We start from the raw sequence: 23,721 nt of genomic DNA, 5'->3' as shown, positions 1-23,721 counted from the left end.
CTCTCAGGCGGTTTGCGCGCGAAGACGCGCGGTGAGCGGGAACAGCAGCAGCAGCGCAGCCAGCAGCGTGACCGCGGGCGCGCCGATCCACAGGGCCTGCAAGCGCGCCAGCGCCTGCAGCGGGGGCGCCTCCTGCAGCGGGCCCACCCAGTCCAGGCCCAGGCCCAGGGCCACGCCGCCCAGCGACTGGCCCAGCTTCTCGGCCGTGAACAGGATGCCGAGGTAAAGCCCCAGGCTCTCGCCCTGCTTGGCGAAATGGGTGGCCGACTCGATCGCCAGCGTCGAGATCATCACGGTCAGCACGCCACTGGCCAGACCGAACACCGCACAGCCGAACGCGATGGCACCGTTGCCGCGCGGGGCCAGCGCCAGCCAGGCGATGCTGCCCAGCGCCAGGATCAAGGCGCCACCCAGCACGACGGTGGGGCGGGCGCGCCGCGCCAGCCAGGGCGCCGCGGAGATGCCCAGCAGCACCGTCAGGAACAGCGGCGTGAGCAGCACGGAGAGGTTGTCCGGCCCGGCGTGCAGCAGGTGCTTGTTGACGTAGGGCAGGCCGCTCAACAGGGCGGTCGAACTCAAACCCAGCAGCACCAGCAGGCCGGCGATGCAATAGAACGCCTGGTTCCTCAGCGTGTTGCGCAGCGCATGCCACAGGTGGGTGGGTTGGCCGGCCTCCACGCCTGCGCTGAGCTTCACCCGCCGCACAGCGAGCCAGCAGGCCGCCAGCGCCAGCAAGGCCGCACCACCCAGCACGGCGGCCATGCCCAGGTATCCCGCCTGGCCGGCGCCGAACGTCGCGACCAGCTGCGGCGCGGCCACCGACACGGTCAAGCCGGCGAGGGTCTGGCCCATGGCCCGGGCGGACATCAGCGAGCTGCGCCCGTCGACGCCCTTGGCGATGTCGCTCGCCAATGCCGTGTGCGCCACGGTGTAGACCGTCAGCATCAGCGACTGGAACACCAGCAGCACGGCCAGCAGGCCCACCCGCGCTGCCAACGGCAGTGCCTGCAGGGGCACGAACAGCAGCACCAGCAGAGCTGGCAGCACCACCATCCCCAGGGCCAGCAGCCCCCCGCGGCTGCCCATGCGCCGCGCGACGGCATCCGTGCGCCGGCCAATCCACGGGTCCAGCACCATGTCGGCCAGCTTGGGCACGGCCAGCAACACGCCGGCGGTGGCCGGCGGTACTTTGGCGAACTCGGTCAGGTAGAACAGGAACAGCAGGGGCACCGCGCCAAAGCTGAGCGACGTGCCAAGCGCGCCCGCGCCGAAGCCCAGCTTCAGCAGGCGCGGGTGTTTGACGGCTTCAAACACGGGACGTGGCTTCCAGCAGCGACAGGCAGCGGGTGCGGGAGGTGTCCAGCACGATGCGCCGGCTGCCCGGGCCGCCGCTCAACCGCAACGTGCCGTTCATCGGCACGTTCGGGTCCACGCTCGTCAGCAGGCAGGCGTCGGGCAGCAGCGGTTCGAGCTTGAACCGGGTGCTGCCGTACAGGCCAGAGACATGCACCGCGTCCGGCTCCGCGGCGCCGATGGTGATGTCGGCCCCGAGTTCCTCGCTGCGCCATTGGCCGGCGAACGGCGCCAGCGTCTGCGCGGCCTTGGCTTGCGGATCGACGCGCTCGCAACGGTGCGTGCGCCCCTGCTCGTGCACCTCGATGGCTGAGACCTGGCCTTCCCGGTCCCGTACGGCGCTCACCTCCATGGCGATGACCGACAGCAGGTTCACGCGCAGCTGCCCGTCCTCGGTCTGCGTGAGCGGCAGCGGCATGCCGAAGCTCTTGAGGAAGGCCTTGCCCTCCATCACCGCGACCGTGAAGAAGCGGCCGCTGGCCGCGCAGTAGTAGTCGCCGCTCATGCCGTCCACCAGCGCCGGGTCGGCAGCGGACGCAGCGGGCGTCAGCGACGCCTCGGTCAGGGCCGCCAGGGCCTTCTCGGCCAGGTCCGGTGCGCTGGTGTCGCTGCGGTTGGTGATGACGATGATCTGGATGCCATGCTCCGGCGCCGCCAGCATCTGGCAGTTGCCGCCCATCACGCCGCCGGCGTGGTGGAAGATGCGGATACCGCGCCAGGTCTCGGCGATCAACCCGAAGCCATACGGGTTCACGAAGCCGTTGTTCAGCGTCGTGGGCGCCATGAGCGCATCGCTGAGCGGCTGCGGCCACAGCGTGGGCGCGCCAAGGTGAGACAGCCAGCGCTGCATGTCGTCCACCGTGGACGCAATGCCGCCCTCGCCCAGGATGACGGCCGGAAACACGCCTTTGCTGAACCCGCCCGCCGGCAGCGCCATATGGGTTTGCGCCGCGCCCTGCAGGGGGTCGAGGTCGCTGGCCCACAGAGAGGTGTCGTGCATGCCCAGCGGCTCGAACAGACGCTCACGCATCGCTTGCGCCAGCGGCATGGCCAGCACCCGTTCGATGACGAGCGACAGCATGCGGTAGCCCCCGTTGTTGTAGATGAACTGCTCGCCCGGCGCGAAGTTCTCGCCGTCCTGGCGGCACTGGTACTGGTAGGCGCCTTCCGCGGGCACGATGGCCATGCCATTGGAGAGCAGCGAGAGGTCGAGGTAGTCACGCGTGCCACCGGTGTGGTTCATGAACTGCCGCAAGGTGCGATTGCCTTGGCTCGCGGGCAGCTCGGGCAGCCAGCGGGCCACCGGCTCATTCACCGACAGCAGGCCTTCGGCGTCGAGCATCAGCGCCAGCACGCAGGCGAAGTGCTTGGTGGTGGAGCCGATGCGCATCTTGGTCGCGGGCGTGTTGACCAGGCCCGATTCCAGGCTCGCCACGCCGTAACCCCTGCGCAGCAGGATCTTGCCGTGCTGCTTCACGCAGACGACGGCACCGGGTGCGTCGTCGCGGTGCAGGCTCTCGAAGAGAGTCTCCAGCTTCTGGGTATCAAGCTGCTTCATATTGCCTTCTTTCGTCATAACATTAATGAATTGAAATTCGTTTTAAGTTCAGCCCATGCCCAAGCGAGACGAGAGCCACATGGCAGCCGTGAGGCAGCAGATCCTGGACGCCGCACGCACGGTCTTCGACCGCAAGGGCGTGGCGGATGCCGTCATCAGCGACGTGGCGCAGGAGGCTGGCCTGTCGGTCGGCTCGATCTACGTGCACTTCCGCTCCAAGGAAGACGTGCTGAAGAAGCTCATTGAGCAGGCCGACACCAACGTCACCCCGTTCGAGGCGTGCCGGTCGGCGGCCGAGCTTCTGGGCGTCGTCGAGACCATCCTGAAAGCCCAGGACGGCGCCAGCCGCGCCAACCAGACCGCGCTGGAAGTGGCCACCATCGCGCGCCGCAACCCGGAGATCCAGGCCATCGTCGCCGGCAACTTTGCGCTGCTGCGCGCGGCGGTGCTGGACGCAGTCGCCCGCCTGGGCGCCGCCAACGCGCTTCTCGACAAGGCGGCCTTGCGCGCCATCGGCGAGGGGCTGCTGTCGTTGCTCGTGGCGGCGCAGGCCGAAGCGCTGATCGGCGTGCCGCCGCAGACTGAGGGCAAGATCAAGACGGCGCGCTGGATGGTGGCGGTACTGCACGGCGCCCCCGTCAAGCCAAGGCGCTGACCGGCGACTGGCGCAGCGGCACGGCAGCGGCCAGCTCGGCGCTGTCGAAGCTGACGCAGCCGCCTGCATAGCGGGCCGCCGGCTCGCTGTCCGTCGCCACGATCAACGGCCCGTCAAGGTCGGCAAAGTCGGCCGTCTGGGCCGCGATGAAGGCCGGCAGGATGGCCATGGACGTGCCGCCCATGCAGCCGATCATCACCTGCATGCCGCGCTGCCGGGCCGCGCTCGCGAGCGTGAGAGCCGCGCTGAGACCACCGCATTTGTCCAGCTTGATGTTGGCCACCTGGTAGCGCCTGGCGACGTGGTCCAGGTCGTCCAGCGTCTGCAGCGACTCATCCGCCGCGAGCGGGATGGGGGACTGGTACAGCGCCAGCGCGGCGTCGCGCGAGGCGGGCAGCGGCTGCTCGATCAGGTCGACGCGATGGACCAGCAGCGTGCCCATCATGTGGTCGAGGTGGTCCATGGTCCAGCCCTCGTTGGCGTCGATGGCCAGGCGCACGTCCGGGCGCTCACGCCGCACCGCCGCGACGCGGTCGACGTCTTCCAGCGTGCCCTCCAGCTTGAGCTTGAGCGTGCGCGCCGTCGGGTAGGCCAGCGCCGCCTCCGCCATGCGGGACGGGTCGGCCAGACCCAGCGTGATCATGGTGGGCACGGGCTGCAGCCGGGGCAGGAACGCCAGCTCATGCACCGGCTGTCGCCGCGCACCGGCCACGAGCTGCCACATCACCCAGTCCAGCGCGTTGCGGGCACCGCCGGCAGGCATGGCCTGCACCTGGCCCCAGCGGGCATGCAGGTCATCACGCTCATCAAGCAGGCGTGGCAGCACCTCCTGCACCTGCCGCTGCATGCTGTGCCCGGTGTCGCCGCGATAGAAGATGCCGGCAGCTTCGGCGTGCGCTTCGAATCCCCCGTGCCGCGCCTTCACGCGCAGCACGGACTGGCCGGTCAGGGTGCGACCCGAGATGGAGAAGGGTTGCTTGAAGGGGATCTCTTCAACCCAGCTGTCGATCTGCATGGAGGTACTGCTTTGCACAGGTAAGTCAGGAGAAATCGGCGCTCAGCTGCACGCCAACGGTGCGCGGTGCGATGAGGTTCACGCGCGCGGGGCCGCCGGTGATGCTGAGCGACGTGTCGGCCGCCGCCTGCCCGTGGCGGTTGGTGAGGTTGCGCACGAAGAAGTCCAGGCTCGCGCGGCCGAACGTGATGCCGCCGCGCAGGTCGATGGCCGTGTACGCCGGCAGCCGGTACTGCGGGTTGCCCGGCGCAGCCTTGAAGGCGTTGAAGCGGTCGCCCGTGTAGCGCCACGTGAAGCCCACGTGGGCCGGGCGGCCCAGCCACTCGAAGTCGCGGTCGGCCTGCAGGGCGGCAGAGGTCTTTGCGGTGTCGGGCATGCGCTCGCCGGCAAGGCCACCGAGGTCGGGGCTGTCGTCCACCAGCTTCGCGTCGATGAGGCTGAGCGCCGTCGAGAGGCGCAGCCCCTGCATGGGCGTGGCGCGCAGCGTCCACTCGACGCCCCGGGACCGCGCCCGGCCGGCGTTGCCGATGCCTGAGAAGCCGGCGGCGGACGTGAAGACCTGGATGTCGTTCCAGTTGATCTGGTACAGCGCCAGTTCCGTCGACAAGCGGCTCGGGATCAGCGTGGCCTTCCAGCCCAGCTCGTAGGTCCACAGCGTGTCGGACTGGAAGAAGGGCTTGTTCAGCGGCTTGCCAGTCACAGGGTCCATGACGACGGGCAGCGGGCCACCGGGCCGGTAGCCGCTGGCGGCACGGGCGTACAGCGCCTGCTCGCTGCTCGGGCGCCAGCGCGCCGTCAGCAGCCAGGTGGTGACGTTCTCGCTGGAGTCCGACGCCGGCTGCGGTGGCGGCGCGAAGAGCCCGGTGAACTGCTGATCGAGGTGCTGCTGGTTGCGGGCCCGGCGCACACCCAGCGTCAGGTCCGTCTGCGGCGTGAGGTAGTAGGTCGCCGTGCCGAACACGGCCGCCTCGCGGTAATGAGACGGAAAGCGCGCATCGGCCAGCAAGGGCGGCACGGGCTGCCGCTGCAGGTCCAGCGGCATCAGGTGCTGCGTCTTCTCGCCGCCCTCGTTGGCGTAGAACGCGCCCACCAGCCACTCCAGCTCCCGGCTGCGCGCCGAGGTGAGCCGGAACTCCTGCGAGAGCTTGCGGTTGTAGAAGGTGTAGTCCAGCGCGTAGCCCGGGTTGACGATGCCGATCTGGCCGAGGTAGGGCACGTACAACGCGGATGGGTCAGAGCGCCCCTCGGTCGTCGAGCGCTGCCAGCCGGTGATGGACTCGAACGTGGCCCACTTGACGTCGGCCTTCAGCGCCGCCGTGACGAGGTCGTTGCGCACAACGGTTGGCTCGCCGACGAAGAGGCGCTTCGTGGCGCGTGCGTCCTTGGGCAGCCCCGTGGCGATGTCGACGTCCTCCTGCGCGGAGCCATCTCGCTCCAGGCGCTGCGTCATCGCGGTCAGGCGCAGGCTGACATCCTTGGTGGGCTTCAGCAGCAAGGCCACGCGCCCACCGTCGGTTCGCGAGCCGTCCACCACGCGTCCAGCGTGGCTCAGGTCGCGGATGAAGCCGCCCTCGGTGCGCTGGTAAAGCGTCACCCGCAAGGCCGCCGACTCCTGCTGCAACGGCGCGTTGACCAGGCCGCGCAGCACATGGCCCATGCGCCCGCCCTTCACGCTGGAGAGCTCGGCTGTCGCCTGCCCGCCGAAGTAACCCGCCTCCGGCTCCGCGGCGACGTACTTGATGAGGCCGCCCATGGCGCTGGCGCCGTAGAGCGTGCCCTGCGGGCCGCGCAGCACCTCGACGTTCGCAAGATCGAACAGGCCCAGGTCCAGCGCTGCCGCGCCGCCGCCCGCGTAGGCGGAGCTGGACCCATACGGCACGTCATCGACATACATGCCCACCGTGGCGCCAACCTGTGCACCCGTCGAGACGCCGCGCATCGTGATCTGGCTCTGCCCCGAGGCCGTGCCGGCCGCGCTGAAGTTCAGGCCCGGCAACAGCGCCGCAACGTCGCGCAGCGACTGGTAGCCGCCGCGCTCCAGCGCCTCCCCCTTCAGCACATCGGCCGTCAACGGCACTTCCCTCGCGGGCTCGCGGCGCCTCTGCGCCGTGACAACGACGAGGTCGAGCGACTCAACCGCGCTCGCCGCCGGTGCGGCGGCGAGCGCTTGGGCCTGAGCACCACCCGAAAGGTGCAGCCCTCCATAGATGCCCAGCACCGCAAGGCGCATCGCAGACAGTCCAAGCCGGCCGTGCCGGCCACCGCGCTGAGGTCTCATCGCTCGCTCCAATAATGAATGATGATTCATTTTTTATTCATTATGGGCGTCGACGTCACGCGTTTCAAGCCCCCTCGCGCCACGCGGAGCGCTAGGAGAAACCATGAGGCGCAGACGGGGCCAACCAGGACCCGTGGCCTGCAGCAGGGCACGTCGATCGGCTTGGCAGGGCTACGCATCCCGCGCAGCTCATCCCCCCGAATCTGCAGTCTGTCGCCCGCGCCTTGGGCGCACCGGGGGGTGGAGATATGGTGTGCTACATCAGCAACACACCAACACGGAGCTCCCATGACTCCCACCTGGACAGACCAGGCGCCGATCTACCAGCAGCTTGCCGACCGACTGGCCGTGCAACTGCTCGACGGCAGCCCCTCGGAAGGCGAGGCCCTTCCCTCGGTGCGCCAGCTCGCCAGCCAGTACGTCATCAACCCGTTGACGGTCACTCGCGCGCTGCAGGCGCTCAGCGACCACGGCCTCATCGAGTCGCGCCGCGGCCTGGGCATGTACGTGATGTCCGGCGCCCGGGAGCGGCTGCTGCGCCATGAGCGCGAGCAGTTCCTGCAGAAGGACTGGCCGGCGCTGCGCGCCAAGCTCAAGCGCCTCGGGCTGACCGCCAAGGATCTGAACTGGGAGTCGACATGAACCTCATCGAAGTCAAGAACGTCACGCTGCGCTACGGCAAGAAGACCGCGCTGGACGACGTCTCCATCAGCGTGCCGAAGGGCCGCGTCGTGGGCCTGCTGGGCCACAACGGCGCCGGCAAGACCTCGCTGATGAAGGCGCTGGTGGGCCTGCTGCCGGTGCAGGGCGAGATGACCGTGCTGGGCCTCAAGCCCACGCAGGACCGCCAGACGCTGCTGGAGCAGCTGAGCTACATCCCCGACGTGGCGGTGCTGCCGCGCTGGGCGCGCGTGCATGAGCTGATCACGCTGATGGCGCGGCTGCAGCCCAAGTTCTCGGCCGAGCGGGCGCGCACGCTGCTCAAGCGCACCAGCGTCAGCGAGGGCGACAAGGTCAAGAGCCTGTCCAAGGGCATGGTGGCCCAGACCCACCTGGCGCTGATCGCCGCCATCGACGCCAAGCTGATGATCCTGGACGAACCCACGCTGGGCCTGGACGTGGTGTCGCGCAAGAGCTTCTACGAGATGCTGATCGACGAGTGGTGCGACGGCGAGCGCAGCGTGCTGATCTCGACCCATCAGGTCGAGGAGGTCGAGGCGCTGCTGTCCGACGTCATCATGCTGGACGAGGGCCGTGTGGCGCTGTCCATCAGCCTGGAGGACATCGACCGCCGCTTCGTGGCGCTGAACCACGACCCGGCCGCTGCCGATGCGATGGCGGCCGCACACCCGCTGCTGCGCTACCGCGAGCAGGGCCGCACGACGTCGCTGTTCGACGGCGCGCCGCCCGAGCACATCACCAGCCTGGGCCAGCGCGTGCGACCCAGCCTCGTGGACCTTTTCATGGCGCTGACCCGCAACCCGGCGCTGAACAGCAAGCAAGCCTGAAAGGAATTGCCATGAACAACCACCTCCCCACCCTGCTGCTGCGCGAATGGATGCAGCACAAGCGCGGCTGGCTGATCGCCGCCTTCGCGCCGCCGCTGCTCTTCCTGGCCATGCTGCCGTTCGGCCATGTGACGGGCCTGCCGACCGAGCAACCCGAGCTGGTCTCGCTGGCCATGCTGGTCGTCAGCGCCTGCGTGGGCTACGCCATCTGCCTGCTGGTGGCGCTGTTCCAGCTGCCGGGCCTGGCGCGGCGCGACACGCAGGACCGCTCCATCGAGTTCTGGCTGTCGCTGCCTGGGCGGCCCAGCGAGAGCGTCGCGTCCACGGTGCTGGCCCATGCCTGGCTGGCGCCGCTGGGTGGCGCCGTCGTCGGCACGCTGTTCGGCCTGCCGATCGCGATGAGCGTGCTGACCGCCAAGGCCGACTTCGGCATGGCGATGTCGGTGCACTGGGGCGAGGTGATCGCCGCGGCGGCGCCCATCCTGCTGCGCGGCCTGGCCGGCACGGTGCCGTTGATGCTGTGGCTGGCGCCCGTCATCTTCACGCTGATGGCCGCGTCGGCCTGGTTCAAGCGCCTGGGCGTGCCGCTGGTGTTCGTGGGCGGCGGCGTCGCGGTGGCGGTGCTGTTCAAGGCCTACGACATCGTCTGGCCGCTGGAAGCGCTGCAAGGCCTGAACGCGCACATCAACCAGTCGCTGATCCACAACGCCAACGGCCTGAAGGACGCGCTGATGAGCGACGCCAACCTGTGGACCTGGTTGATGCAAGACCTGGGCGGCACGCTGTCCGAGCTGGCCTCGCTGCAGTTCCTTGGCTGGATGGCCGTCGCCGCCGCGGGCTTCGCGCTGGTGGTGGCGAAGCGCTCGCGCGGCGGCTGAACGTTCAGGCCGGCTTGCCGGCCAGCGCTTCGGCGGAGGCGGCGCTCGCCAGCAGGCGAGCCGCCATTTCCTTGCGGAAGCGGTTGAGCTCCTGCACGGTCGCGAAGCTGCGGTCCATCAGCAGGCTCATGTTGTGCAGGATGCGCTCGACGACCTTGTTCTCCCACACGGCGTCGAACTGGATCTGCTTGTCCAGCCAGTGCTCCAGCCACTCGGGGTCGGGCAGGCGGCTCTGGATGGTGTCGCGCGGGAACAGCTTGGTGTTCACGTGCAGGTTGGTCGGGTGCAGTGCCTGCGCCGTGCGGCGGGCGCTGGCCATCAGCACGCCGACCTTGGCGAAGGCCGCACGGGCCTCGTCGCCGAACTTGGTCATCGCGCGCTTCATGTAGCGCAGGTAAGCGCCACCGTGGCGCGCTTCGTCGCGCGACAGCGTCTCGTAGATCGCCTTGATGACCGGCTCCGTGTGCCACTCGGCCGCGCGACGGTACCAGTGGTTCAGGCGGATCTCGCCGCAGAAGTGCAGCATCATCGTTTCGAGGGCCGGCGCGGGGTCGAAGTCGAAGCGCACCTCGTGCAGCTCCTGCTCGGTGGGCACGAGGTCGGGGCGGAAGCGCCGCAGGTATTCCATCAGCACGAGGCTGTGCTTCTGCTCCTCGAAGAACCACACGCTCATGAAGGCGGAGAAGTCGCTGTCATCGCGGTTGTCGCGCAGGAACATCTCGGTGGCCGGCAGCGCCGACCACTCGGTGATCGCGTTCATCTTGATGGTCTGGGCCTGCTCGTCCGTCAGCAGGCTGACGTCGAACTTGTCCCAGGGGATGTCCTTGTCCATGTTCCAGCGGACGGCTTCGAGTTGCTTGAACAGTTCGGGGTAAAGCATGGCGGGTCCTCGTTAGAGAGGGGATTCTAAAAGTTTGCGCCAGCGCGCCACTTCGGGTGCGATGGCGGCCAGCCCATCGAGGCAGTGCACACCGGCAGGACCACTGGGCAAACGCAGTGCCCGGCTGCTGCCACCGGCCCAGATCTCGACGCGCGCGGGCAGCAGCTCGCGCAGCGCGGCCAGGCCCTCCAGCACGACGCGGTTGGGCAGCTGGCCGCTGAAACTCAGCGCGACGACGTCGGCCCGGTGCACGGCCGCGGCGGTGGGCAGCTGGGCCAGCGGCGTCTGCACGCCCAGCGACAGGCAGGTCGCGCCCTCCAGGCTCAGCAGCGCCTCGGCCATCATCAGGCCCAGCGCATGGCCCTCGCCGGGCAGCGTCGTCAGCAGCACGCGCGGCCCGTGGCCCTCGCTGGCCGGCAGCGCATAGACGGCCTGGCGCAGCACCAGCTGCAGGCACTCGCTGTAGATGTGCTCCTCGAAGATCTGCAGCTCGCCACTCATCCACAGCTCGCCGACGCGCGTCGTCAGCGGCGCGAACACCTCGGCAATGCCGCCGGCGAGGCCACGGCGCAGCACGGCCTGGGACAGCGCGCGGCGCAGGCCGTCGATGTCATGGCCCTGCAGCAGCGCCGTACAGGCCGCGATCTCGGGCGCCTCCGGCGCTGCCGCGGCCAGCCCAGCCATGGGGGCGACGGGCTGCAGCAGCGACGACAGCGCCTGCGGCGACGCGGCGACGACGCGCCCGGGCCGATGGCCGGCGTCCAGCAGCCGCTTGACCAGGCGCAGCCGCTGCACCTGCTCGGGCGGGTACAGGCGCTCGCCGGCCGCGTCCCGTGACGGCGCCGGGAAGCCGTAGCGACGCTCCCAGATGCGCAGCGTCTCCTTGCTGATGCCGGTGTCGCGCTCGACGGCCGTGATGCCGATGCCGCCGTCGGTGGCCGCATCCGCCACCCCGTTGCCGGCGTAGACCGAGAGATCAGACATGGTGCAACTCCGCCCCCTTGGGGCATGAAAGCGGCCGATCTTGGCCAATTTGTCCTGGACAAAACTGATACAACATTCGATTCTTGGCCTAATATAGCCCTGCGACCTTAGTTTGAGCAGGACAAAACATCAACAACCCGCTTCCACCCTCTGCCCTGACAGTGCCACCTGCGGCACTGTTTGCAAACCGGGGCCAGAGTGTCGAGGCAGTGCCGGACATCCAACCATGACGACAACAATCGTCGCCCGAACCCGGTACAGCGCAGCGGAACTTCATGCTGCGGGCCCGCTCTCAAGCTACACACACAGTGAAAACCCCAGCCCTGCTCGGCTTCGGGTTTGTTCTTTCAACCAAGAATTTAGGTCGCGCAACCTCTCTGAGACCAGAGCAGCAATCTCGGAGCCGTTCTCCTCCTCCTCCCTCCCTCCCTCGTTGGCTTCGAGGCGTTCTGCGGCCACTTTTACAAACCGGGCCCGTGTCGATGACGCGGGCCCTTCCTTTTCCGGTGCGTCCGGGCCGGGCGCGGCGCACGCGGCCGGCGTGCTGGACCTGCTGCGCGGCCGTCAGCACCCACAGGCACCGGGTGGGCAGACGGGCAAGCGCATCGCCGTCGTCGGCGCCGGCATCGCCGGCCTGTCCGCAGCCTGGGCGCTGAGCGACCGCGCCCATGTGACGCTGTTCGAGGCCGGCGCCTACGCCGGCGGCCACACGCACACGGTGGACGTCACGCTGGACGGCATCACCCACGGCGTCGACACCGGCTTTCTCGTCTTCAACGAACGCACCTACCCGCTGCTGATCCAGCTGTTCCAGCAACTGGGCATCGCCGTCGCGAAAAGCGACATGAGCTTCTCCGCGCAGGTCGCGCACGACAACATCGAGTGGAGCGGCACCAGCCTGGCCACCGTGTTCGCGCAGCGCCGCAACCTGCTGCGGCCCGCTTTCTGGGGGATGCTGGCCGACCTGCTGCGCTTCAACCGGCTGTGCACGGCGCTGGCGGCGCGTGGCGAGGAAGCGGCGCTGGCCGAGCCCATAGCCTCCTTCCTTCAGCGCCACCGTTTCGGTCGGGCCTTTCGCGAGTGGTACCTGCTGCCCATGGTCGCCTGCATCTGGTCCTGCCCGACGGCGCAGATGCTGCAGTTCCCCATCCGCACGCTGATCCGCTTCTGCCACAACCACGGCCTGCTGCAGGTCAACGAGCGGCCGCAATGGTGGACGGTGGCCGGCGGCGCGCGCCACTACGTCCAGGCCATGCTGCCGGCCATCCACGACGTGCGGCTGAACACGCCCGTGCAAGCCGTCTTCCGCCCCTCGGCAGGCGGCGAGGTCGTGCTGCAGAGCGCGCGCGGCCGCGAGCACTTCGACGCCGTCATCCTGGCCGGACACAGCGACCAGAGCCTGGCGCTGCTGGACGAACCAACGACCGCCGAGCATGCCCTGCTGGGCGCCATCCGCTACCAACCCAATGTGGCGGTGCTGCACACCGACGCCAGCCTGCTGCCGCGCCGCCGCGCAGCCTGGGCGGCCTGGAACTACGAGAGCGGTGGCCAGACCGAGGCCGGCCACTCCGTCTGCCTGCACTACTTGCTCAACCAGCTGCAGCCGCTGCCCTGGCACCAGCCCGTGGTCGTGTCGCTGAACCCGCTGCGCGAGCCCGACCCGGCGCGGGTCATCGGCCGCTACGGCTACGCCCACCCGGTGTTCGACGAGGCCGCCGTGCAGGCCCAGGCCCGCCTGCCCGAGATCCAGGGCGTGGGCAGCGTCTGGTACGCCGGTGCGTGGACACGCTACGGCTTCCACGAGGACGGGCTGCTGTCGGGGCTGACGGCGGCCCGGCATGTCATCGAACAGGTGTTGTCGTGAACACGCCGATGCTCGGCATGGGCCAGGTGCGCCACCGCCGGCTGCGCCCGCGCGAGCACGCCTTCGCCTACGCGAGCTATTTCCTGTGGCTGCCGATGCGCGCGCTGCGCGACGCGGCCTGGCCGGCGCTGAACCGCAACGGCCGTGGCTGGCTGAGCTTTCACGACGCCGACCACGGCGACGGTGGCGCCGACGCGCTCGCGTGGCTGGAGGCGTTGCTGGCCGACGAAGGCATCGCGGACGCCGACGGCGAGGTCTGGCTGCAGACCTACCCGCGCGTGCTGGGCTATGTGTTCAAGCCGGTCAGCTTCTGGTTCTGCGAGCGCGCCGACGGCTCGCTGGCGGCCGCCGTCGTCGAGGTGAACAACACCTTCGGCGAGCGCCACTGCTATCTGCTGCGCGGGCCCGAGCTGGCCTGGGGCCGTGAGCAGCTGGCGGCCAAGGTCTTTCACGTATCGCCCTTCTGCCGTGTCGAGGGGCGCTACCGCTTTCGCTTCCTGCGCGCCGACGACCGCGTCGTCTCGCGCGTGGACCACGACGACGCGACCGGCGCGCTGCTGCACACCAGCCTCAGCGGCCAGCTGCAGCTGCTCACCCCACGCAGTGCGCGCGCCGCCTTCTTCGCCGTGCCGGCACTGACGCTGATGGTCGTCGCCCGCATCCACTGGCAGGCGCTGCGCCTCGCGCTCAAGCGTGTGCCCTTCTTCTCCAAACCCCAGCCGCCAGAACGCTTCATCACGCGCTGACCGCCATGACGACAACGACCTCCTTCTCCGCCCTCGCGCCCACGCTGCCCCGCCATGCACGCCGCGTGCTTGCGCTGCTGGGCCAGCTGCGGCACGGCAGCCTGGATCTGCAGACGCCCGAGGGTGAACTGCTGCACTTCGGCGACCAGCGCCAGCCGCGCGCGGCGCTGCGCATCGTCGACTGGGCCGTCTGCGCGGCGGCGCTGAAGTCTGGCGACGTCGGCTTTGCCGAGAGCTATGTCGACGGGCAATGGACCAGCCCCGACCTGCGCGCGTTGCTGGAGCTGCTCATCCGCAACCGCACCGCCCTGGAAGGCCTCGTCTACGGCGGTTTCTGGGGCGGCCTGCTGCACCGCGTGCGCCACCTGCTGAGGCGCAACACGCGCCAGGGCAGCCGCAAGAACATCCACGCCCACTACGACCTCGGCAACAGCTTCTACAAGCTCTGGCTGGACCCGACGATGAACTACTCCAGCGCCTGGTTCGCCGGCGCGCCGGAAGGCTCCCTGGACGCCGCGCAGCAGGCCAAGATGCGCCGCGCGCTGGCCGAGGCCGGCGTGACGGCCGGCAGCCGAGTCCTCGAGATCGGCTGCGGCTGGGGCGCCGTCGCCGAGGTGGCCGCGCGCGACTTCGACGCCAAGCTCACCGGCGTCACGCTGTCCACCGAGCAGCTCGCCTGGGCGCAGCAGCGCCTGGGCGATGCGGGCCTCAGCGCCGACCTGCGCCTACAGGACTACCGCGACATCGCCGACGAACCCTTCGACGCCATCGTCTCCATCGAGATGTTCGAGGCCGTGGGCCACGAGTACTGGGATGGCTACTTCCGCGCCGTGCGCGAGAAGCTCAAGCCCGGTGGCCGCGCCTGCATCCAGAGCATCACCATCCGCGACGACTTGTTCGACCGCTACCTGCGCTCCACCGACTTCATCCAGCAATACATCTTCCCCGGCGGCCTGCTGCCCAGCCCCAGCCAGTTCCGCAAGCATGCCGAGAAGGCCGGCCTGCGCGTCGTCAACGAGCTGGCGTTTGGCGCCGACTACGCCGAGACGCTGCGCCGCTGGCGCGAGGCCTTTCTGCACCATGAGGGCCCCGTGCGCGAACTGGGCTTCGACACGCGCTTCCTGCGGCTGTGGGAGTTCTACCTGGCCTACTGCGAGGCGGCCTTCGCGGCGGGCAACACCGACGTCATGCAGTTCACGCTGGTGCGCGACTGACATGCGCCGGCGCATCGTCCTCGCCGCGTTCGCGCTGAGTGCCATGGCCCAGGCCGCGCCCGAACTCGCCGGGCTGAGCTTGCGTGGCCAGGGCCGCCTGCGCTTCCTCGGCCTGGCCATCTACGACATCCGCCTGTGGTCGGCCGCACCCGTCAGCGCCGAGCGCTGGGCCGAGCTGCCGTTGACGCTGGAGATTGAATACGCCCGCAGCCTGGACGGCAGCGAGATCGCCAAGCGCTCGCTGAAGGAGATGCGCCGCCAGGCCGACATCAGCGATGCGCAGGCCACGGCCTGGCTGGCCGAGATGCAGGCCGCCTTCCCCGACGTGAAGGCCGGCGACCGCATCAGCGGCAGCTTCGAGCCCGGCGTGGCCGCACAGTTCTTCGTCAACGGCCAGTCGCGCCGGCGCGTCGCCGACGCCGCCTTCGCCAAGCTGTTCTTCGGCATCTGGCTCAGCCCCCAGACCTCGGAGCCCGCGCTGCGCCAGCAGCTGCTGGGCAGCCATGCAGGCCGCTGACGGCCTGCGCTACGGCGCGCTGGGCCTGGCGCTGTCCTTCGTCGCGCTGCCGTTGTACGTGCACCTGCCGGCCCACTACGCCACCGCCTTCGGCGTGCCGCTGGCCAGCCTGGGCCTGCTGCTGCTGGCCGCCCGCGCGCTGGACGCCGTCGTCGATCCCTGGATAGGCCGGCTCTGCGACCGCGCGCTGGGACGCGCTGGGCTGGCCTGGCAACTGCCACTGGCCGCGCTGCTGCTGGCCGCCGGCTTCACGGCCCTGTTCTTCCCGCTGCCGCGCGGCCCGGCGGCGCTGCTCGCCTGGGCCGGCGCCGGGCTGGTGCTGACCTACCTGGCCTACAGCTTCCTGGCCGTGATGCACCAGGCCTGGGGCGCGCGCCTGGGCGGCGGCGCGACGCAGCAGAGCCGTATCAATGCCTGGCGCGAAGGGTTTGCCTTGGTCGGCGTCGTGGCCGCCAGCCTGCTGCCGTCGGCGCTGGGGTTCACGGCGACCGCCGCCGTTCTGGCCGCGTGCCTGGCGCTGGGCCTGGCGTTGCTGCGCCTCGCGCCGCGGCCGGCCGCCAGCGAGGCGGCAGCCGCGCCGCTGGCGCTGGCCTGGCGCGTGCCCGAGTTTCGCCGTCTGTTGGCCGTGTTCCTGCTGAACGGCATCGCCGCCGCGGTGCCGGCGACGCTGCTGCTGTTCTTCATCGACGACCGGCTGCGCCTGCCCGAATCCCAAGGCCTGTTCCTGGCCAGCTACTTCGTCGCAGCGGTCGTGTCGCTGCCGGTCTGGCTGCGCGTCATCGCCCGGGTGGGCCAGCCGCGCGCGTGGGCGCTGGGCATGGGCCTGGCGGTGGCGGCGTTCGCGTGGGCAGCCGCGCTGGGCGAGGGCGACCGCGTCGGCTTCCTCGCCGTCTGCATCGCCAGCGGCGCGGCGCTGGGCGCCGATCTCGCCATCCCCGGCGCGCTGCTGGCCGGCGTCATCGCGCGCGCCGGCCTGGCCGGCCGCGCCGAGGGCGCGTTCTTCGGCTGGTGGAACGCCGCCACCAAGCTCAACCTCGCGCTGGCCGCGGGCCTGGCGCTGCCGCTGCTGCAGGCCCTGGGCTACGCACCGGGCCAGCGCGACCCGCAGGCGCTGCAGGCCCTGACCATCGCCTATTGCCTGCTGCCCTGCGCGCTCAAGCTCGCGGCGGCAGCGCTGCTCTACCGCCACTTCATCGCCACGCCATGAACCACCGCCGACTGCTGCTGTTGACCACCTTGCTCGCCGGTTGCGCAAGCACGCCCACGCCGTCCGACTACGCCGCCGAGACGCCGACGCTGGACCTGAAGACCTACTTCAACGGCCCGCTGACCGCGCACGGCCTGTTCACGGACCGTGCCGGCAAAGTGCAGCGCCGCTTCGTCGTGCAGTTGCTGGGCCGCTGGCAGGGCGACGTCGGCACGCTGGAGGAGGACTTCCGCTACACCGACGGCAAGACAGAGCGCCGCGTCTGGACCATCACGGCGCTGGGCAACGGCCGCTACAAGGGCACCGCGGCAGACGTCGTCGGCGAAGCCCAGGGCGAGGCGCGCGGCAACGCGCTGCGCTGGAGCTACACGCTGCGGCTGCCGGTCGGCGACACCACTTACGACGTGCAGTTCGACGACTGGATGTACCTGATGGACGGCAAGGTCATGCTGAACAAGGCGCAGATGAGCAAGTTCGGCTTCCGCGTGGGGGAAGTGACCCTGTCATTCCAGAAGCCATGAGCCTCAACCCACGACTGCGGGACTGGCAGGGCAAGACGGTCTGGCTGATCGGCGCGTCCACCGGCATAGGCCGCGCCACGGCCAGCGCACTGCATGCGGCCGGGGCCCGCGTGATCGTCTCTGCGCGCCAGGCCGCGCTGCTGCACGAGTTCACCGCGTTGCACCCCGGCAGCCACGCGCTGCCGCTGGACGTGATGGACGTGCCGGCGCTGCACGCCGCCGTGGCACAGATCGGCGTGCCCGACCTGAGCGTCTACTGCGCCGGCTACTACCGGCCCATGAGCGCGACGAGCTTCGACCTGGCCGACGCGCGACGCCATCTCGACATCAATTGCATCGGCGCGTTGAACTTGCTCGATGCGCTGCTGCCCCTGCTGCTCACCGCCGGTCACGGCCACCTGAGCCTGGTCGCCAGCGTGGCCGGCTACCGCGGCCTGCCCAAGGCCTTGGCCTATGGCCCGAGCAAGGCCGCGTTGACGCACCTGGCCGAGGCGCTGTATCTGGACCTCCACCCGCGCGGCATCGGGCTGTCGGTCATCCACCCCGGTTTCGTCACGACGCCGATGACGGCGCAGAACGACTTCCACATGCCCGCCGAGATCAGCCCCGAGCAGGCCGCCCACGCGATGCTGGCCGGCTGGGCCGCGGGCGAGTTCGAGATCCACTTTCCCAAGCGCTTCACACGCTTCATGAAGGCGCTGCGGCTGCTGCCCGACAGCCTCTACTTCCGCCTCGTGAGCCGCGCCAACCGATGAGCCACGCCGACCCCCGCGTCGCCGCCCTGATCGCGCTGTACGAAACGCTGCAGCCTGCAGAACTGGACCGACTCGTCGCGCGCTACGCCGAGGGCTGCCGATTCAAGGACCCGTTCAACGAGGTGCAGGGCCGGGCGGCGGTGCGGCGCATCTTTGCGCACATGTTCGAGACGGTGACCACACCACGCTTCGTCGTGAGCACAGCGCTGGCGGAAGGCGACCAGTGCTTTCTCGGCTGGGACTTCCACGCCGGCGACTTTGTCATCCGCGGCGCCAGCCACCTGCGCTTCGACGCGGCCGGCCTGGTGGCCGAACACCGCGACTACTGGGACGCGGCCGAGGAGTTGTACGAGAAGCTGCCGGTGCTGGGCGCGCTGATGCGCCTGCTGAAGCGCCGGCTGCGCGCTACTTGAGCCAGCCCTTGCGGCGGAAGTAGATGAAGGGTGCTGCCACCGACAGCAGCATCAGCACCAGCGCGAACGGGTAACCCCACTGCGACTCCAGTTCCGGCATGTTCTTGAAGTTCATGCCGTAGATGGACGCGATCAGCGTGGGCGGCAGCAGCGCGACGCTGGCCACCGAGAAGATCTTGATGATCTTGTTCTGGTTGATGTTGATGAAACCGACGGTCGCATCCATCAGGAAGTTGATCTTGTCGAAGAGGAAAGCGGTGTGTGAATCGAGTGAGTCGATGTCACGCAGGATCTGGCGCGATTCCTCGAACTGCTCGGCATTCAGCATGCGGCTGCGCATCATGAAGCTGACAGCGCGGCGCGTGTCCATCACGTTGCGGCGGATGCGACCGTTCAAGTCCTCCTCGCGCGCGATGGCCGACAGCACTTCGCCGGCCTCGGCGTCGGTGACCTCGCTCTTCAGCACGCGCACGCTGACCGCTTCCAGCTTGTCGTAGATGCCCTCCAGCACGTCGGCCGAATACTCGGCGTCGGCGTCATAGAGCTTGAGCAGCACGTCCTTTGCGTCCTCGATCAGCGCCGGGATGCGGCGCGCACGCAGCCGCAGCAGCCGGAACACCGGCAAGTCCTCGTTGTGGATGGAGAACAGCACGTTGTTGAACAGGATGAAGGCCACGCGCACGTTGCGCGCCGGCTTGCCCTCACCGCTGTCGTCGCCCTCGATGAGGAAGTCGGAGCGGATGTGCAGCTCGCCGTTGTCCTCTTCGTAAAAGCGCGCCGACTCCTCCAGATCCTCGTCGACGATGTCCTCGGGGATGGTCAGGCCGAAGCGGTCGTGGATCCAGCCCTTCTCTTCAGCGCTGGGGCTTTCCAGGTCGACCCAGATCGGGCGCGACAGGGCCAGGTCCTCGGCGGTCTCGATTTCTTCCTGGAACAACCCGCCCTTCAGGCGGCCGTTGTCCAGCGTGAACACATTCAGCATGCATCGTCTCCAGCAGCGCTGGCAAAGGGACGACGGCTTCGCGCCGTCCGGGGTGGCGGGATTCAGGTCAACCGTCTCACTCCGGGCGGGACGCGCAGCTCAGCGCGCGTGGCGGGAGTGGACGGTCACCGAGGGTGATCGCTGTCCAAGAAGGTCTCCGTAGGGGGAATAGCCGCGGATTATTGCACCGGCTCAAGGCGTGAAAGAAGCCGCGAAAACGAGGCCCCGAAGGCCACAAACCGTCACCGTCATCCCCTTGTCATGCAGCGCCTTCGCGCGCAAACTGCGCTCGTCGATTTCCCCACTCCCACCCACCTCCGCTACCTGTAAACACCCCTCCCTCCTCCTCCCCTTCGTCTCAGTTTTCTCAGTTTTCCGGTTCGTTTCCCGACCCATTCCTCTGAAAGGAGGCTTTATGAATCTGACGATCAGTGGCCATCACCTCGAAGTCACGCCAGCCCTGCGCGAGTACGTACTCACCAAGCTGGATCGTGTGACCCGCCACTTCGACCAGGTCGTTGACATCAACGTCCTGCTGACCGTGGAGAAGCAAAAGGAGAAGGAGCGCCGCCAGCGCGCTGAAGTCACGCTACACGTCAAGGGCCGCGACATCTTTGTCGAGCAGTCCCACGAGGATCTCTATGCCGCCATCGACCAGCTGATGGACAAGCTCGACCGCCAGGTCTGCCGCCACAAGGACAAGGTGCAAGACCACCACCACGCCTCGGCCAAGCGCCTTGAGGTGTCGGCGAGCTGAGCATTGCAGTTCATCTCAGGCGGCCTGCGGGCCGCTTTTGTTTTTGCAATACGCAATCAACGACGCCGCACGGCAATCGGTTGTTGCTGCAGTGCCGCAAAAACCCGCATTCAGGGGTTTTGGGCGCCGTTTTCCACGCCTCTAGGGGCATCCGCCCACCCCAAAGCAGCCCGGAGTTCCATAATCTGTCGCTCTGATTGACCCATTGCCCGGCGGCGGCCGCGCCCACTAGGCGCCCCCATGCTCGGCCTCAACCCATGAACCGTCTCGCCGCCATCCTGCCCGCCGACAACGTGTTGGTGAACGTGGATGCGTCCAGCAAGAAACGCGCCTTCGAACACGCCGGCCTGCTGTTCGAAAATCATCACCAGATGGCCCGTGCGCTGGTCACCGACAACCTGTTCGCCCGCGAGCGCCTGGGCTCGACGGGCCTTGGCCACGGCGTCGCCATCCCGCATGGCCGCGTCAAGGGGCTGAAGAACCCGCTGGCCGCCGTGCTGCGCCTGCAGCAGCCCATCGCCTTCGATGCGCCGGACGACGAGCCCGTCAGCCTGCTGATCTTCCTGCTGGTGCCGGAAGCCGCCACGCAGCGTCATCTGGAGATCCTGTCCGAGATCGCCGAGATGCTGTCCGACCGCGAACTGCGCGAGCAGCTCAAAGCCGAGCCGGACGCCGCGACGTTGCACAAACTCATCGCGGCCTGGGAGCCGCTGAAGTCCGTGGCTTGAAGCCCCTTTTCGGCGCTTCGCGTAAACCCTAAGACCGTTCCAACCCATTGAAGCCCACCTCGATCAGCGCGGAGCGACTCTTCGAAGAGCACCGCGAGGCCCTGCGCTGGGAATGGATCGCCGGCCACGCCCACCCCGAGCGCCGCTTTGACGAAGCCGCCGTGCGCGATGCGCAGAGTGCGGCCGACCTGGTTGGCTACCTGAACTACATCCACCCCTACCGGGTGCAGATCGTCGGCCGCCGCGAGGTGGCATACCTGAGCCAGGAAGGCACGGACGTCCAGGACCGCCGCATTTCGCGCATCGTCACGCTGGAGCCGCCGGTCATCATCGTGGCCGACGACACCGTGCCGCCGCCGCGCCTGGTCGCGATGTGCGACCGCGCCGAGATCCCGCTGTTCCGCACCGCCGAGTCGGCCGGCCATGTCATCGACTTGGTGCGCGGCTATCTGTCGCAGCTGTTCGCCAACCGCACGACCCGCCACGGCGTCTTCATGGACATCCTGGGCCTGGGGGTGCTGCTGACCGGTGAATCGGGCCTGGGCAAGAGCGAACTGGGCCTGGAGCTGATCTCGCGCGGCCACGGCCTGGTCGCCGACGACGCGGTCGACTTCTTCCGCATCGCCCAGACCGCCATCGAGGGCCGCTGCCCCGAACTGCTGCTGAACCTGCTGGAAGTGCGCGGCATCGGCCTGCTGGACATCAAGGCCATATTTGGCGAGACCGCCGTGCGCCGCAAGATGCGCTTGAAGCTCATCGTCCACCTGGTGCGCAAGGAGACGATGGAGCGCGACTTCGAGCGCCTGCCCTACGAGCCGCTGCACGAGGACGTGCTGGGCATGCCGGTGCGCAAGGTCGTCATTGCCGTGGACGCCGGCCGCAACCTGGCCGTGCTGGTGGAAGCCGCCGTGCGCAACACCATCCTGCAGCTGCGCGGCATCGACACGTACAAGGAATTCGTCGAGCGCCACCAACGCGCGATCGACAACGGCTCCATCGATTGAACCCGTTGAACGGCTTCAGCGACATCGCCCGCCTGCTGGTCCTGAACACGGACAGCTACAAGGCCAGCCACTGGCTGCAATACCCGCCCGGCACGACGACGGTCTTCAGCTACATCGAGGCGCGCGGCGGCTCGCTGCCCTACACGGTGTTCTTCGGCCTGCAGGCGCTGCTGAAGGAGTACTTCGCCAAGCCGGTCACCGCCGACGACGTCACGCTGGCCGCGGAGGTCTGCGCCGCCCACGGCGTGCCCTTCAACCACGACGGCTGGCTGCACATCGTTGAGGCCCACGGCGGCCGCCTGCCGCTGCGCATCCGCGCGGCGCCCGAGGGCACGGTCGTGCCGGTCAACCATGCGCTGGTCACCGTCGAGAACACCGACCCGGCCTGCTGGTGGCTGACGAGCTTCATCGAGACCGCGCTGCTGCGCGTCTGGTACCCGACGACGGTGGCCACGCACAGCCACGCGACGCGCCGCGTCATCGCCGACGCGCTGACCCGCACCGGCTCGCTGGAGGGCCTGCCCTTCAAGCTGCATGATTTCGGCGCGCGCGGCGTGTCGTCGCTGGAGTCCGCCATGCTGGGCGGCATGGCCCACCTGGTGAACTTCCAGGGCACGGACACGATGACGGCGCTGCTGGGCGCGCGCGTCTATTACGGCGAGCCCATGGCCGGCTTCTCCATCCCCGCGGCCGAACACAGCACCATCACGGCCTGGGGCCGCGACGGCGAGCTGGCCGCCTACCGCAACATGCTGCGCCAGTTCGGCAAACCCGGCGCGCTGCTGGCCGTCGTGTCCGACTCCTACGACCTCGACGCCGCCGTCACCCAGCTGTGGGGCGGCGCGCTGCGCGAGGAGGTCATCGCCAGCGGCGCCACGGTCGTCATCCGCCCGGACAGCGGCGATCCCACCACGGTGGTCGCCCGCACCGTCCAGGCCCTGGACGCGGCGTTTGGCAGCGACGTCAACGCCAAGGGCTACAAGGTGCTGCGCCATGTGCGCGTCATCCAGGGCGACGGCATCACCCGCACGTCCATCGCCAGCATCCTGGCCGCGCTCGAAGCCGCCGGCTACTCGGCCGACAACATCGCCTTCGGCCAGGGCGGCGCGCTGCTGCAACAGGTCAACCGCGACTCGCTGGGCTTTGCGATGAAGGCCTCGGCCGCCGAGATCGACGGCCGCTGGCGCGACGTCTTCAAGGCCCCGGTCACGGACCCGGCCAAGCGCAGCAAGGCCGGCCGGCTGACACTGATGCGCCGGGACGGTGCCTTCGCCACGGTGCGGGTCGATTCACCCGGCTACCAGCAGGCACTGGCCGACGGCGCGACCGAGGTGCTGCGCACCGTGTACGAGAACGGCCGGCTGCTCGTCGACGACAGCTTCGCGGCGATACGCGCTCGCGCGTCGCTCTAGCCGCGGTTCGGGCAGTCGGTCTTCACGCAGGTCGCGTACAGCGCCAGCGAGTGCTCCTGCAGCTGGAAGCCCCGCTCGCTGGCGATGGCGTGCTGGCGAGACTCGATGCCGGAATCGAAGAACTCCTCGACCTTGCCGCAGTTCAGGCAGACGAGGTGGTCATGGTGATGCCCCTCGTTCAACTCGTAGACGGCCTTGCCGGTCTCGAAATGGTTGCGGCTCAGCAGGCCCGCCTGCTCGAACTGCTGCAGCACGCGGTAGACCGTGGCCAGGCCGATGTCGGCGCCCTCGCCGAGCAAAGCCTTGTAAACATCCTCGGCCGTCATGTGGCGCTGCTGCGTGCGCTGGAAGATCTCGAGGATCTTGATGCGCGGCAGCGTCGCCTTGAGGCCGCTGTTCTTGATGTCGCTGGTCTGGTCTTTGACGGAGGAAGGCATGGCGCGTGGGGCCGGAGCCCCGACAAAGGGCCCCGCTAGAATCCGCCGATCATAG

Annotated in this window: 24 protein-coding genes; 16 read left to right on the top strand and 8 right to left on the bottom strand. The window is 68.9% G+C overall.

Translation table 11 applies throughout. The features are described 5' to 3' along the window. Positions 1-3: 3 nt before the first annotated feature. Complete coding sequence (locus AC1D29_RS17570; RefSeq protein ID WP_477899689.1) at positions 4-1,314, bottom strand: MFS transporter; 1,311 nt, start codon at positions 1,312-1,314, stop codon at positions 4-6. Beyond that, complete coding sequence (locus AC1D29_RS17565; protein WP_477899687.1) at positions 1,307-2,911, bottom strand: serine hydrolase domain-containing protein; 1,605 nt, start codon at positions 2,909-2,911, stop codon at positions 1,307-1,309. The genes AC1D29_RS17570 and AC1D29_RS17565 overlap by 8 nt, the downstream gene beginning before the upstream one ends. Positions 2,912-2,966: 55 nt before the next feature. On the opposite strand from AC1D29_RS17565, the gene AC1D29_RS17560 reads away from it, so the two are divergent. Next, positions 2,967-3,566 (top strand): TetR/AcrR family transcriptional regulator, encoded by a 600-nt coding sequence (locus tag AC1D29_RS17560; protein ID WP_477899685.1) that lies wholly within the window; start codon positions 2,967-2,969, stop codon positions 3,564-3,566. Here the strand turns inward: AC1D29_RS17560 and AC1D29_RS17555 are convergent. Both AC1D29_RS17555 and AC1D29_RS17550 read right to left on the bottom strand, forming a co-directional pair. Beyond that, a complete protein-coding gene (locus AC1D29_RS17555; protein ID WP_477899683.1) occupies positions 3,550-4,581 on the bottom strand; it encodes a dipeptide epimerase in 1,032 nt (343 codons plus the stop codon). The two genes, AC1D29_RS17560 and AC1D29_RS17555, sit on opposite strands and share 17 nt — an antisense overlap. 25 nt (positions 4,582-4,606) lie before the next feature. Further along, on the bottom strand, positions 4,607-6,859 hold the full coding sequence (locus tag AC1D29_RS17550; protein WP_477899681.1) for a TonB-dependent receptor: 2,253 nt from the start codon (positions 6,857-6,859) through the stop codon (positions 4,607-4,609). A gap of 288 nt (positions 6,860-7,147) precedes the next feature. Between AC1D29_RS17550 and AC1D29_RS17545 the strand changes: the two genes are divergently transcribed. Genes AC1D29_RS17545 through AC1D29_RS17535 form a run of 3 tightly spaced genes read left to right on the top strand, consistent with a single transcriptional unit; the run spans position 7,148 to position 9,245 of the window. Then, entirely contained in the window at positions 7,148-7,501 is a 354-nt protein-coding gene (locus AC1D29_RS17545) for a GntR family transcriptional regulator (protein ID WP_477899679.1), read from the top strand. Then, positions 7,498-8,367: an ABC transporter ATP-binding protein gene (locus tag AC1D29_RS17540; RefSeq protein ID WP_477899677.1), complete on the top strand. Its 870-nt coding sequence runs from the start codon at positions 7,498-7,500 to the stop codon at positions 8,365-8,367. The genes AC1D29_RS17545 and AC1D29_RS17540 overlap by 4 nt, the downstream gene beginning before the upstream one ends. Before the next feature lie 11 nt (positions 8,368-8,378). After that, entirely contained in the window at positions 8,379-9,245 is an 867-nt protein-coding gene (locus AC1D29_RS17535; RefSeq protein WP_477899675.1) for a hypothetical protein, read from the top strand. Positions 9,246-9,249: 4 nt separating this feature from the next. Here the strand turns inward: AC1D29_RS17535 and AC1D29_RS17530 are convergent, their stop codons facing one another. Together AC1D29_RS17530 and AC1D29_RS17525 are read right to left on the bottom strand one after the other, a co-directional pair. Further along, positions 9,250-10,125 (bottom strand): ferritin family protein, encoded by an 876-nt coding sequence (locus AC1D29_RS17530; RefSeq protein WP_477899673.1) that lies wholly within the window; start codon positions 10,123-10,125, stop codon positions 9,250-9,252. 12 nt (positions 10,126-10,137) lie between these two features. Continuing rightward, the gene (locus AC1D29_RS17525; RefSeq protein ID WP_477899671.1) at positions 10,138-11,109 is read right to left on the bottom strand and encodes a MerR family transcriptional regulator; all 972 of its coding nucleotides are present in this window, start codon (positions 11,107-11,109) and stop codon (positions 10,138-10,140) included. A gap of 541 nt (positions 11,110-11,650) precedes the next feature. Here AC1D29_RS17525 and AC1D29_RS17520 point away from each other — a divergent pair. The 8 genes from AC1D29_RS17520 to AC1D29_RS17485 are packed head-to-tail and all read left to right on the top strand — an operon-like array spanning position 11,651 to position 18,346. Beyond that, a complete protein-coding gene (locus tag AC1D29_RS17520) occupies positions 11,651-12,973 on the top strand; it encodes an NAD(P)/FAD-dependent oxidoreductase (RefSeq protein WP_477899669.1) in 1,323 nt (440 codons plus the stop codon). A gap of 8 nt (positions 12,974-12,981) precedes the next feature. Further along, on the top strand, positions 12,982-13,719 hold the full coding sequence (locus tag AC1D29_RS17515; RefSeq protein ID WP_477899846.1) for a DUF1365 domain-containing protein: 738 nt from the start codon (positions 12,982-12,984) through the stop codon (positions 13,717-13,719). A gap of 5 nt (positions 13,720-13,724) precedes the next feature. Further along, entirely contained in the window at positions 13,725-14,933 is a 1,209-nt protein-coding gene (locus AC1D29_RS17510; RefSeq protein WP_477899667.1) for a class I SAM-dependent methyltransferase, read from the top strand. A gap of 1 nt (position 14,934) precedes the next feature. Then, complete coding sequence (locus tag AC1D29_RS17505; RefSeq protein WP_477899665.1) at positions 14,935-15,450, top strand: chalcone isomerase family protein; 516 nt, start codon at positions 14,935-14,937, stop codon at positions 15,448-15,450. Then, a complete protein-coding gene (locus AC1D29_RS17500) occupies positions 15,437-16,657 on the top strand; it encodes an MFS transporter (RefSeq protein ID WP_477899663.1) in 1,221 nt (406 codons plus the stop codon). The genes AC1D29_RS17505 and AC1D29_RS17500 overlap by 14 nt, the downstream gene beginning before the upstream one ends. Beyond that, complete coding sequence (locus AC1D29_RS17495; protein ID WP_477899661.1) at positions 16,654-17,178, top strand: DUF3833 domain-containing protein; 525 nt, start codon at positions 16,654-16,656, stop codon at positions 17,176-17,178. The genes AC1D29_RS17500 and AC1D29_RS17495 overlap by 4 nt, the downstream gene beginning before the upstream one ends. After that, entirely contained in the window at positions 17,175-17,933 is a 759-nt protein-coding gene (locus tag AC1D29_RS17490) for an SDR family NAD(P)-dependent oxidoreductase (RefSeq protein WP_477899660.1), read from the top strand. The genes AC1D29_RS17495 and AC1D29_RS17490 overlap by 4 nt, the downstream gene beginning before the upstream one ends. Continuing rightward, positions 17,930-18,346, top strand: a complete 417-nt coding sequence (locus AC1D29_RS17485) for a nuclear transport factor 2 family protein (RefSeq protein ID WP_477899659.1) — start codon at positions 17,930-17,932, stop codon at positions 18,344-18,346. The genes AC1D29_RS17490 and AC1D29_RS17485 overlap by 4 nt, the downstream gene beginning before the upstream one ends. Here AC1D29_RS17485 and corA read toward each other — a convergent pair. Then, positions 18,339-19,328, bottom strand: coding sequence for a magnesium/cobalt transporter CorA (gene corA, locus AC1D29_RS17480; protein WP_477899658.1), 990 nt, complete (start codon positions 19,326-19,328; stop codon positions 18,339-18,341). The two genes, AC1D29_RS17485 and corA, sit on opposite strands and share 8 nt — an antisense overlap. 415 nt (positions 19,329-19,743) lie before the next feature. Here corA and hpf point away from each other — a divergent pair, with 415 nt between their 5' ends. The 4 genes from hpf to AC1D29_RS17460 all read left to right on the top strand — a co-directional run bounded on the left by hpf (position 19,744) and on the right by AC1D29_RS17460 (position 23,229). Next, complete coding sequence (gene hpf / locus AC1D29_RS17475) at positions 19,744-20,085, top strand: ribosome hibernation-promoting factor, HPF/YfiA family (protein WP_293500614.1); 342 nt, start codon at positions 19,744-19,746, stop codon at positions 20,083-20,085. Positions 20,086-20,342: 257 nt separating this feature from the next. After that, positions 20,343-20,813 carry a PTS IIA-like nitrogen regulatory protein PtsN gene (gene ptsN / locus AC1D29_RS17470; RefSeq protein ID WP_477899657.1) on the top strand — a complete coding sequence of 157 codons (471 nt, stop codon included), beginning with the start codon at positions 20,343-20,345 and terminating at the stop codon, positions 20,811-20,813. Positions 20,814-20,860: 47 nt separating this feature from the next. After that, complete coding sequence (gene hprK, locus AC1D29_RS17465; protein ID WP_477899656.1) at positions 20,861-21,817, top strand: HPr(Ser) kinase/phosphatase; 957 nt, start codon at positions 20,861-20,863, stop codon at positions 21,815-21,817. Beyond that, the gene (locus tag AC1D29_RS17460) at positions 21,814-23,229 is read left to right on the top strand and encodes a nicotinate phosphoribosyltransferase (RefSeq protein ID WP_477899655.1); all 1,416 of its coding nucleotides are present in this window, start codon (positions 21,814-21,816) and stop codon (positions 23,227-23,229) included. The genes hprK and AC1D29_RS17460 overlap by 4 nt, the downstream gene beginning before the upstream one ends. Here the strand turns inward: AC1D29_RS17460 and fur are convergent. Continuing rightward, the gene (gene fur, locus AC1D29_RS17455; RefSeq protein WP_477899654.1) at positions 23,226-23,666 is read right to left on the bottom strand and encodes a ferric iron uptake transcriptional regulator; all 441 of its coding nucleotides are present in this window, start codon (positions 23,664-23,666) and stop codon (positions 23,226-23,228) included. The genes AC1D29_RS17460 and fur overlap by 4 nt on opposite strands. Between the last annotated feature and the right edge of the window lie 55 nt (positions 23,667-23,721).

It is taken from the genome of Roseateles sp. P1_C6, from assembly GCF_056406315.1.
This window is presented reverse-complemented; position numbering and strand designations above follow the sequence as displayed.

What these genes read in the sequence shown, in the direction of transcription:
- AC1D29_RS17535 (WP_477899675.1), top strand. Translation starts at nt 8,379, where the DNA reads ATGAACAACCACCTCCCCACCCTGCTGCTGCGCGAATGGATGCAGCAC.
- AC1D29_RS17530 (WP_477899673.1), bottom strand. Translation starts at nt 10,125, where the DNA reads ATGCTTTACCCCGAACTGTTCAAGCAACTCGAAGCCGTCCGCTGGAAC.
- fur (WP_477899654.1), bottom strand. Translation starts at nt 23,666, where the DNA reads ATGCCTTCCTCCGTCAAAGACCAGACCAGCGACATCAAGAACAGCGGC.
- AC1D29_RS17560 (WP_477899685.1), top strand. Translation starts at nt 2,967, where the DNA reads ATGCCCAAGCGAGACGAGAGCCACATGGCAGCCGTGAGGCAGCAGATC.
- hpf (WP_293500614.1), top strand. Translation starts at nt 19,744, where the DNA reads ATGAATCTGACGATCAGTGGCCATCACCTCGAAGTCACGCCAGCCCTG.
- AC1D29_RS17550 (WP_477899681.1), bottom strand. Translation starts at nt 6,859, where the DNA reads ATGAGACCTCAGCGCGGTGGCCGGCACGGCCGGCTTGGACTGTCTGCG.
- AC1D29_RS17490 (WP_477899660.1), top strand. Translation starts at nt 17,175, where the DNA reads ATGAGCCTCAACCCACGACTGCGGGACTGGCAGGGCAAGACGGTCTGG.
- AC1D29_RS17525 (WP_477899671.1), bottom strand. Translation starts at nt 11,109, where the DNA reads ATGTCTGATCTCTCGGTCTACGCCGGCAACGGGGTGGCGGATGCGGCC.
- AC1D29_RS17565 (WP_477899687.1), bottom strand. Translation starts at nt 2,911, where the DNA reads ATGAAGCAGCTTGATACCCAGAAGCTGGAGACTCTCTTCGAGAGCCTG.
- AC1D29_RS17540 (WP_477899677.1), top strand. Translation starts at nt 7,498, where the DNA reads ATGAACCTCATCGAAGTCAAGAACGTCACGCTGCGCTACGGCAAGAAG.
- corA (WP_477899658.1), bottom strand. Translation starts at nt 19,328, where the DNA reads ATGCTGAATGTGTTCACGCTGGACAACGGCCGCCTGAAGGGCGGGTTG.
- AC1D29_RS17500 (WP_477899663.1), top strand. Translation starts at nt 15,437, where the DNA reads ATGCAGGCCGCTGACGGCCTGCGCTACGGCGCGCTGGGCCTGGCGCTG.
- AC1D29_RS17515 (WP_477899846.1), top strand. Translation starts at nt 12,982, where the DNA reads ATGCTCGGCATGGGCCAGGTGCGCCACCGCCGGCTGCGCCCGCGCGAG.
- AC1D29_RS17505 (WP_477899665.1), top strand. Translation starts at nt 14,935, where the DNA reads ATGCGCCGGCGCATCGTCCTCGCCGCGTTCGCGCTGAGTGCCATGGCC.
- AC1D29_RS17555 (WP_477899683.1), bottom strand. Translation starts at nt 4,581, where the DNA reads ATGCAGATCGACAGCTGGGTTGAAGAGATCCCCTTCAAGCAACCCTTC.
- AC1D29_RS17545 (WP_477899679.1), top strand. Translation starts at nt 7,148, where the DNA reads ATGACTCCCACCTGGACAGACCAGGCGCCGATCTACCAGCAGCTTGCC.
- AC1D29_RS17485 (WP_477899659.1), top strand. Translation starts at nt 17,930, where the DNA reads ATGAGCCACGCCGACCCCCGCGTCGCCGCCCTGATCGCGCTGTACGAA.
- AC1D29_RS17495 (WP_477899661.1), top strand. Translation starts at nt 16,654, where the DNA reads ATGAACCACCGCCGACTGCTGCTGTTGACCACCTTGCTCGCCGGTTGC.
- AC1D29_RS17510 (WP_477899667.1), top strand. Translation starts at nt 13,725, where the DNA reads ATGACGACAACGACCTCCTTCTCCGCCCTCGCGCCCACGCTGCCCCGC.
- ptsN (WP_477899657.1), top strand. Translation starts at nt 20,343, where the DNA reads ATGAACCGTCTCGCCGCCATCCTGCCCGCCGACAACGTGTTGGTGAAC.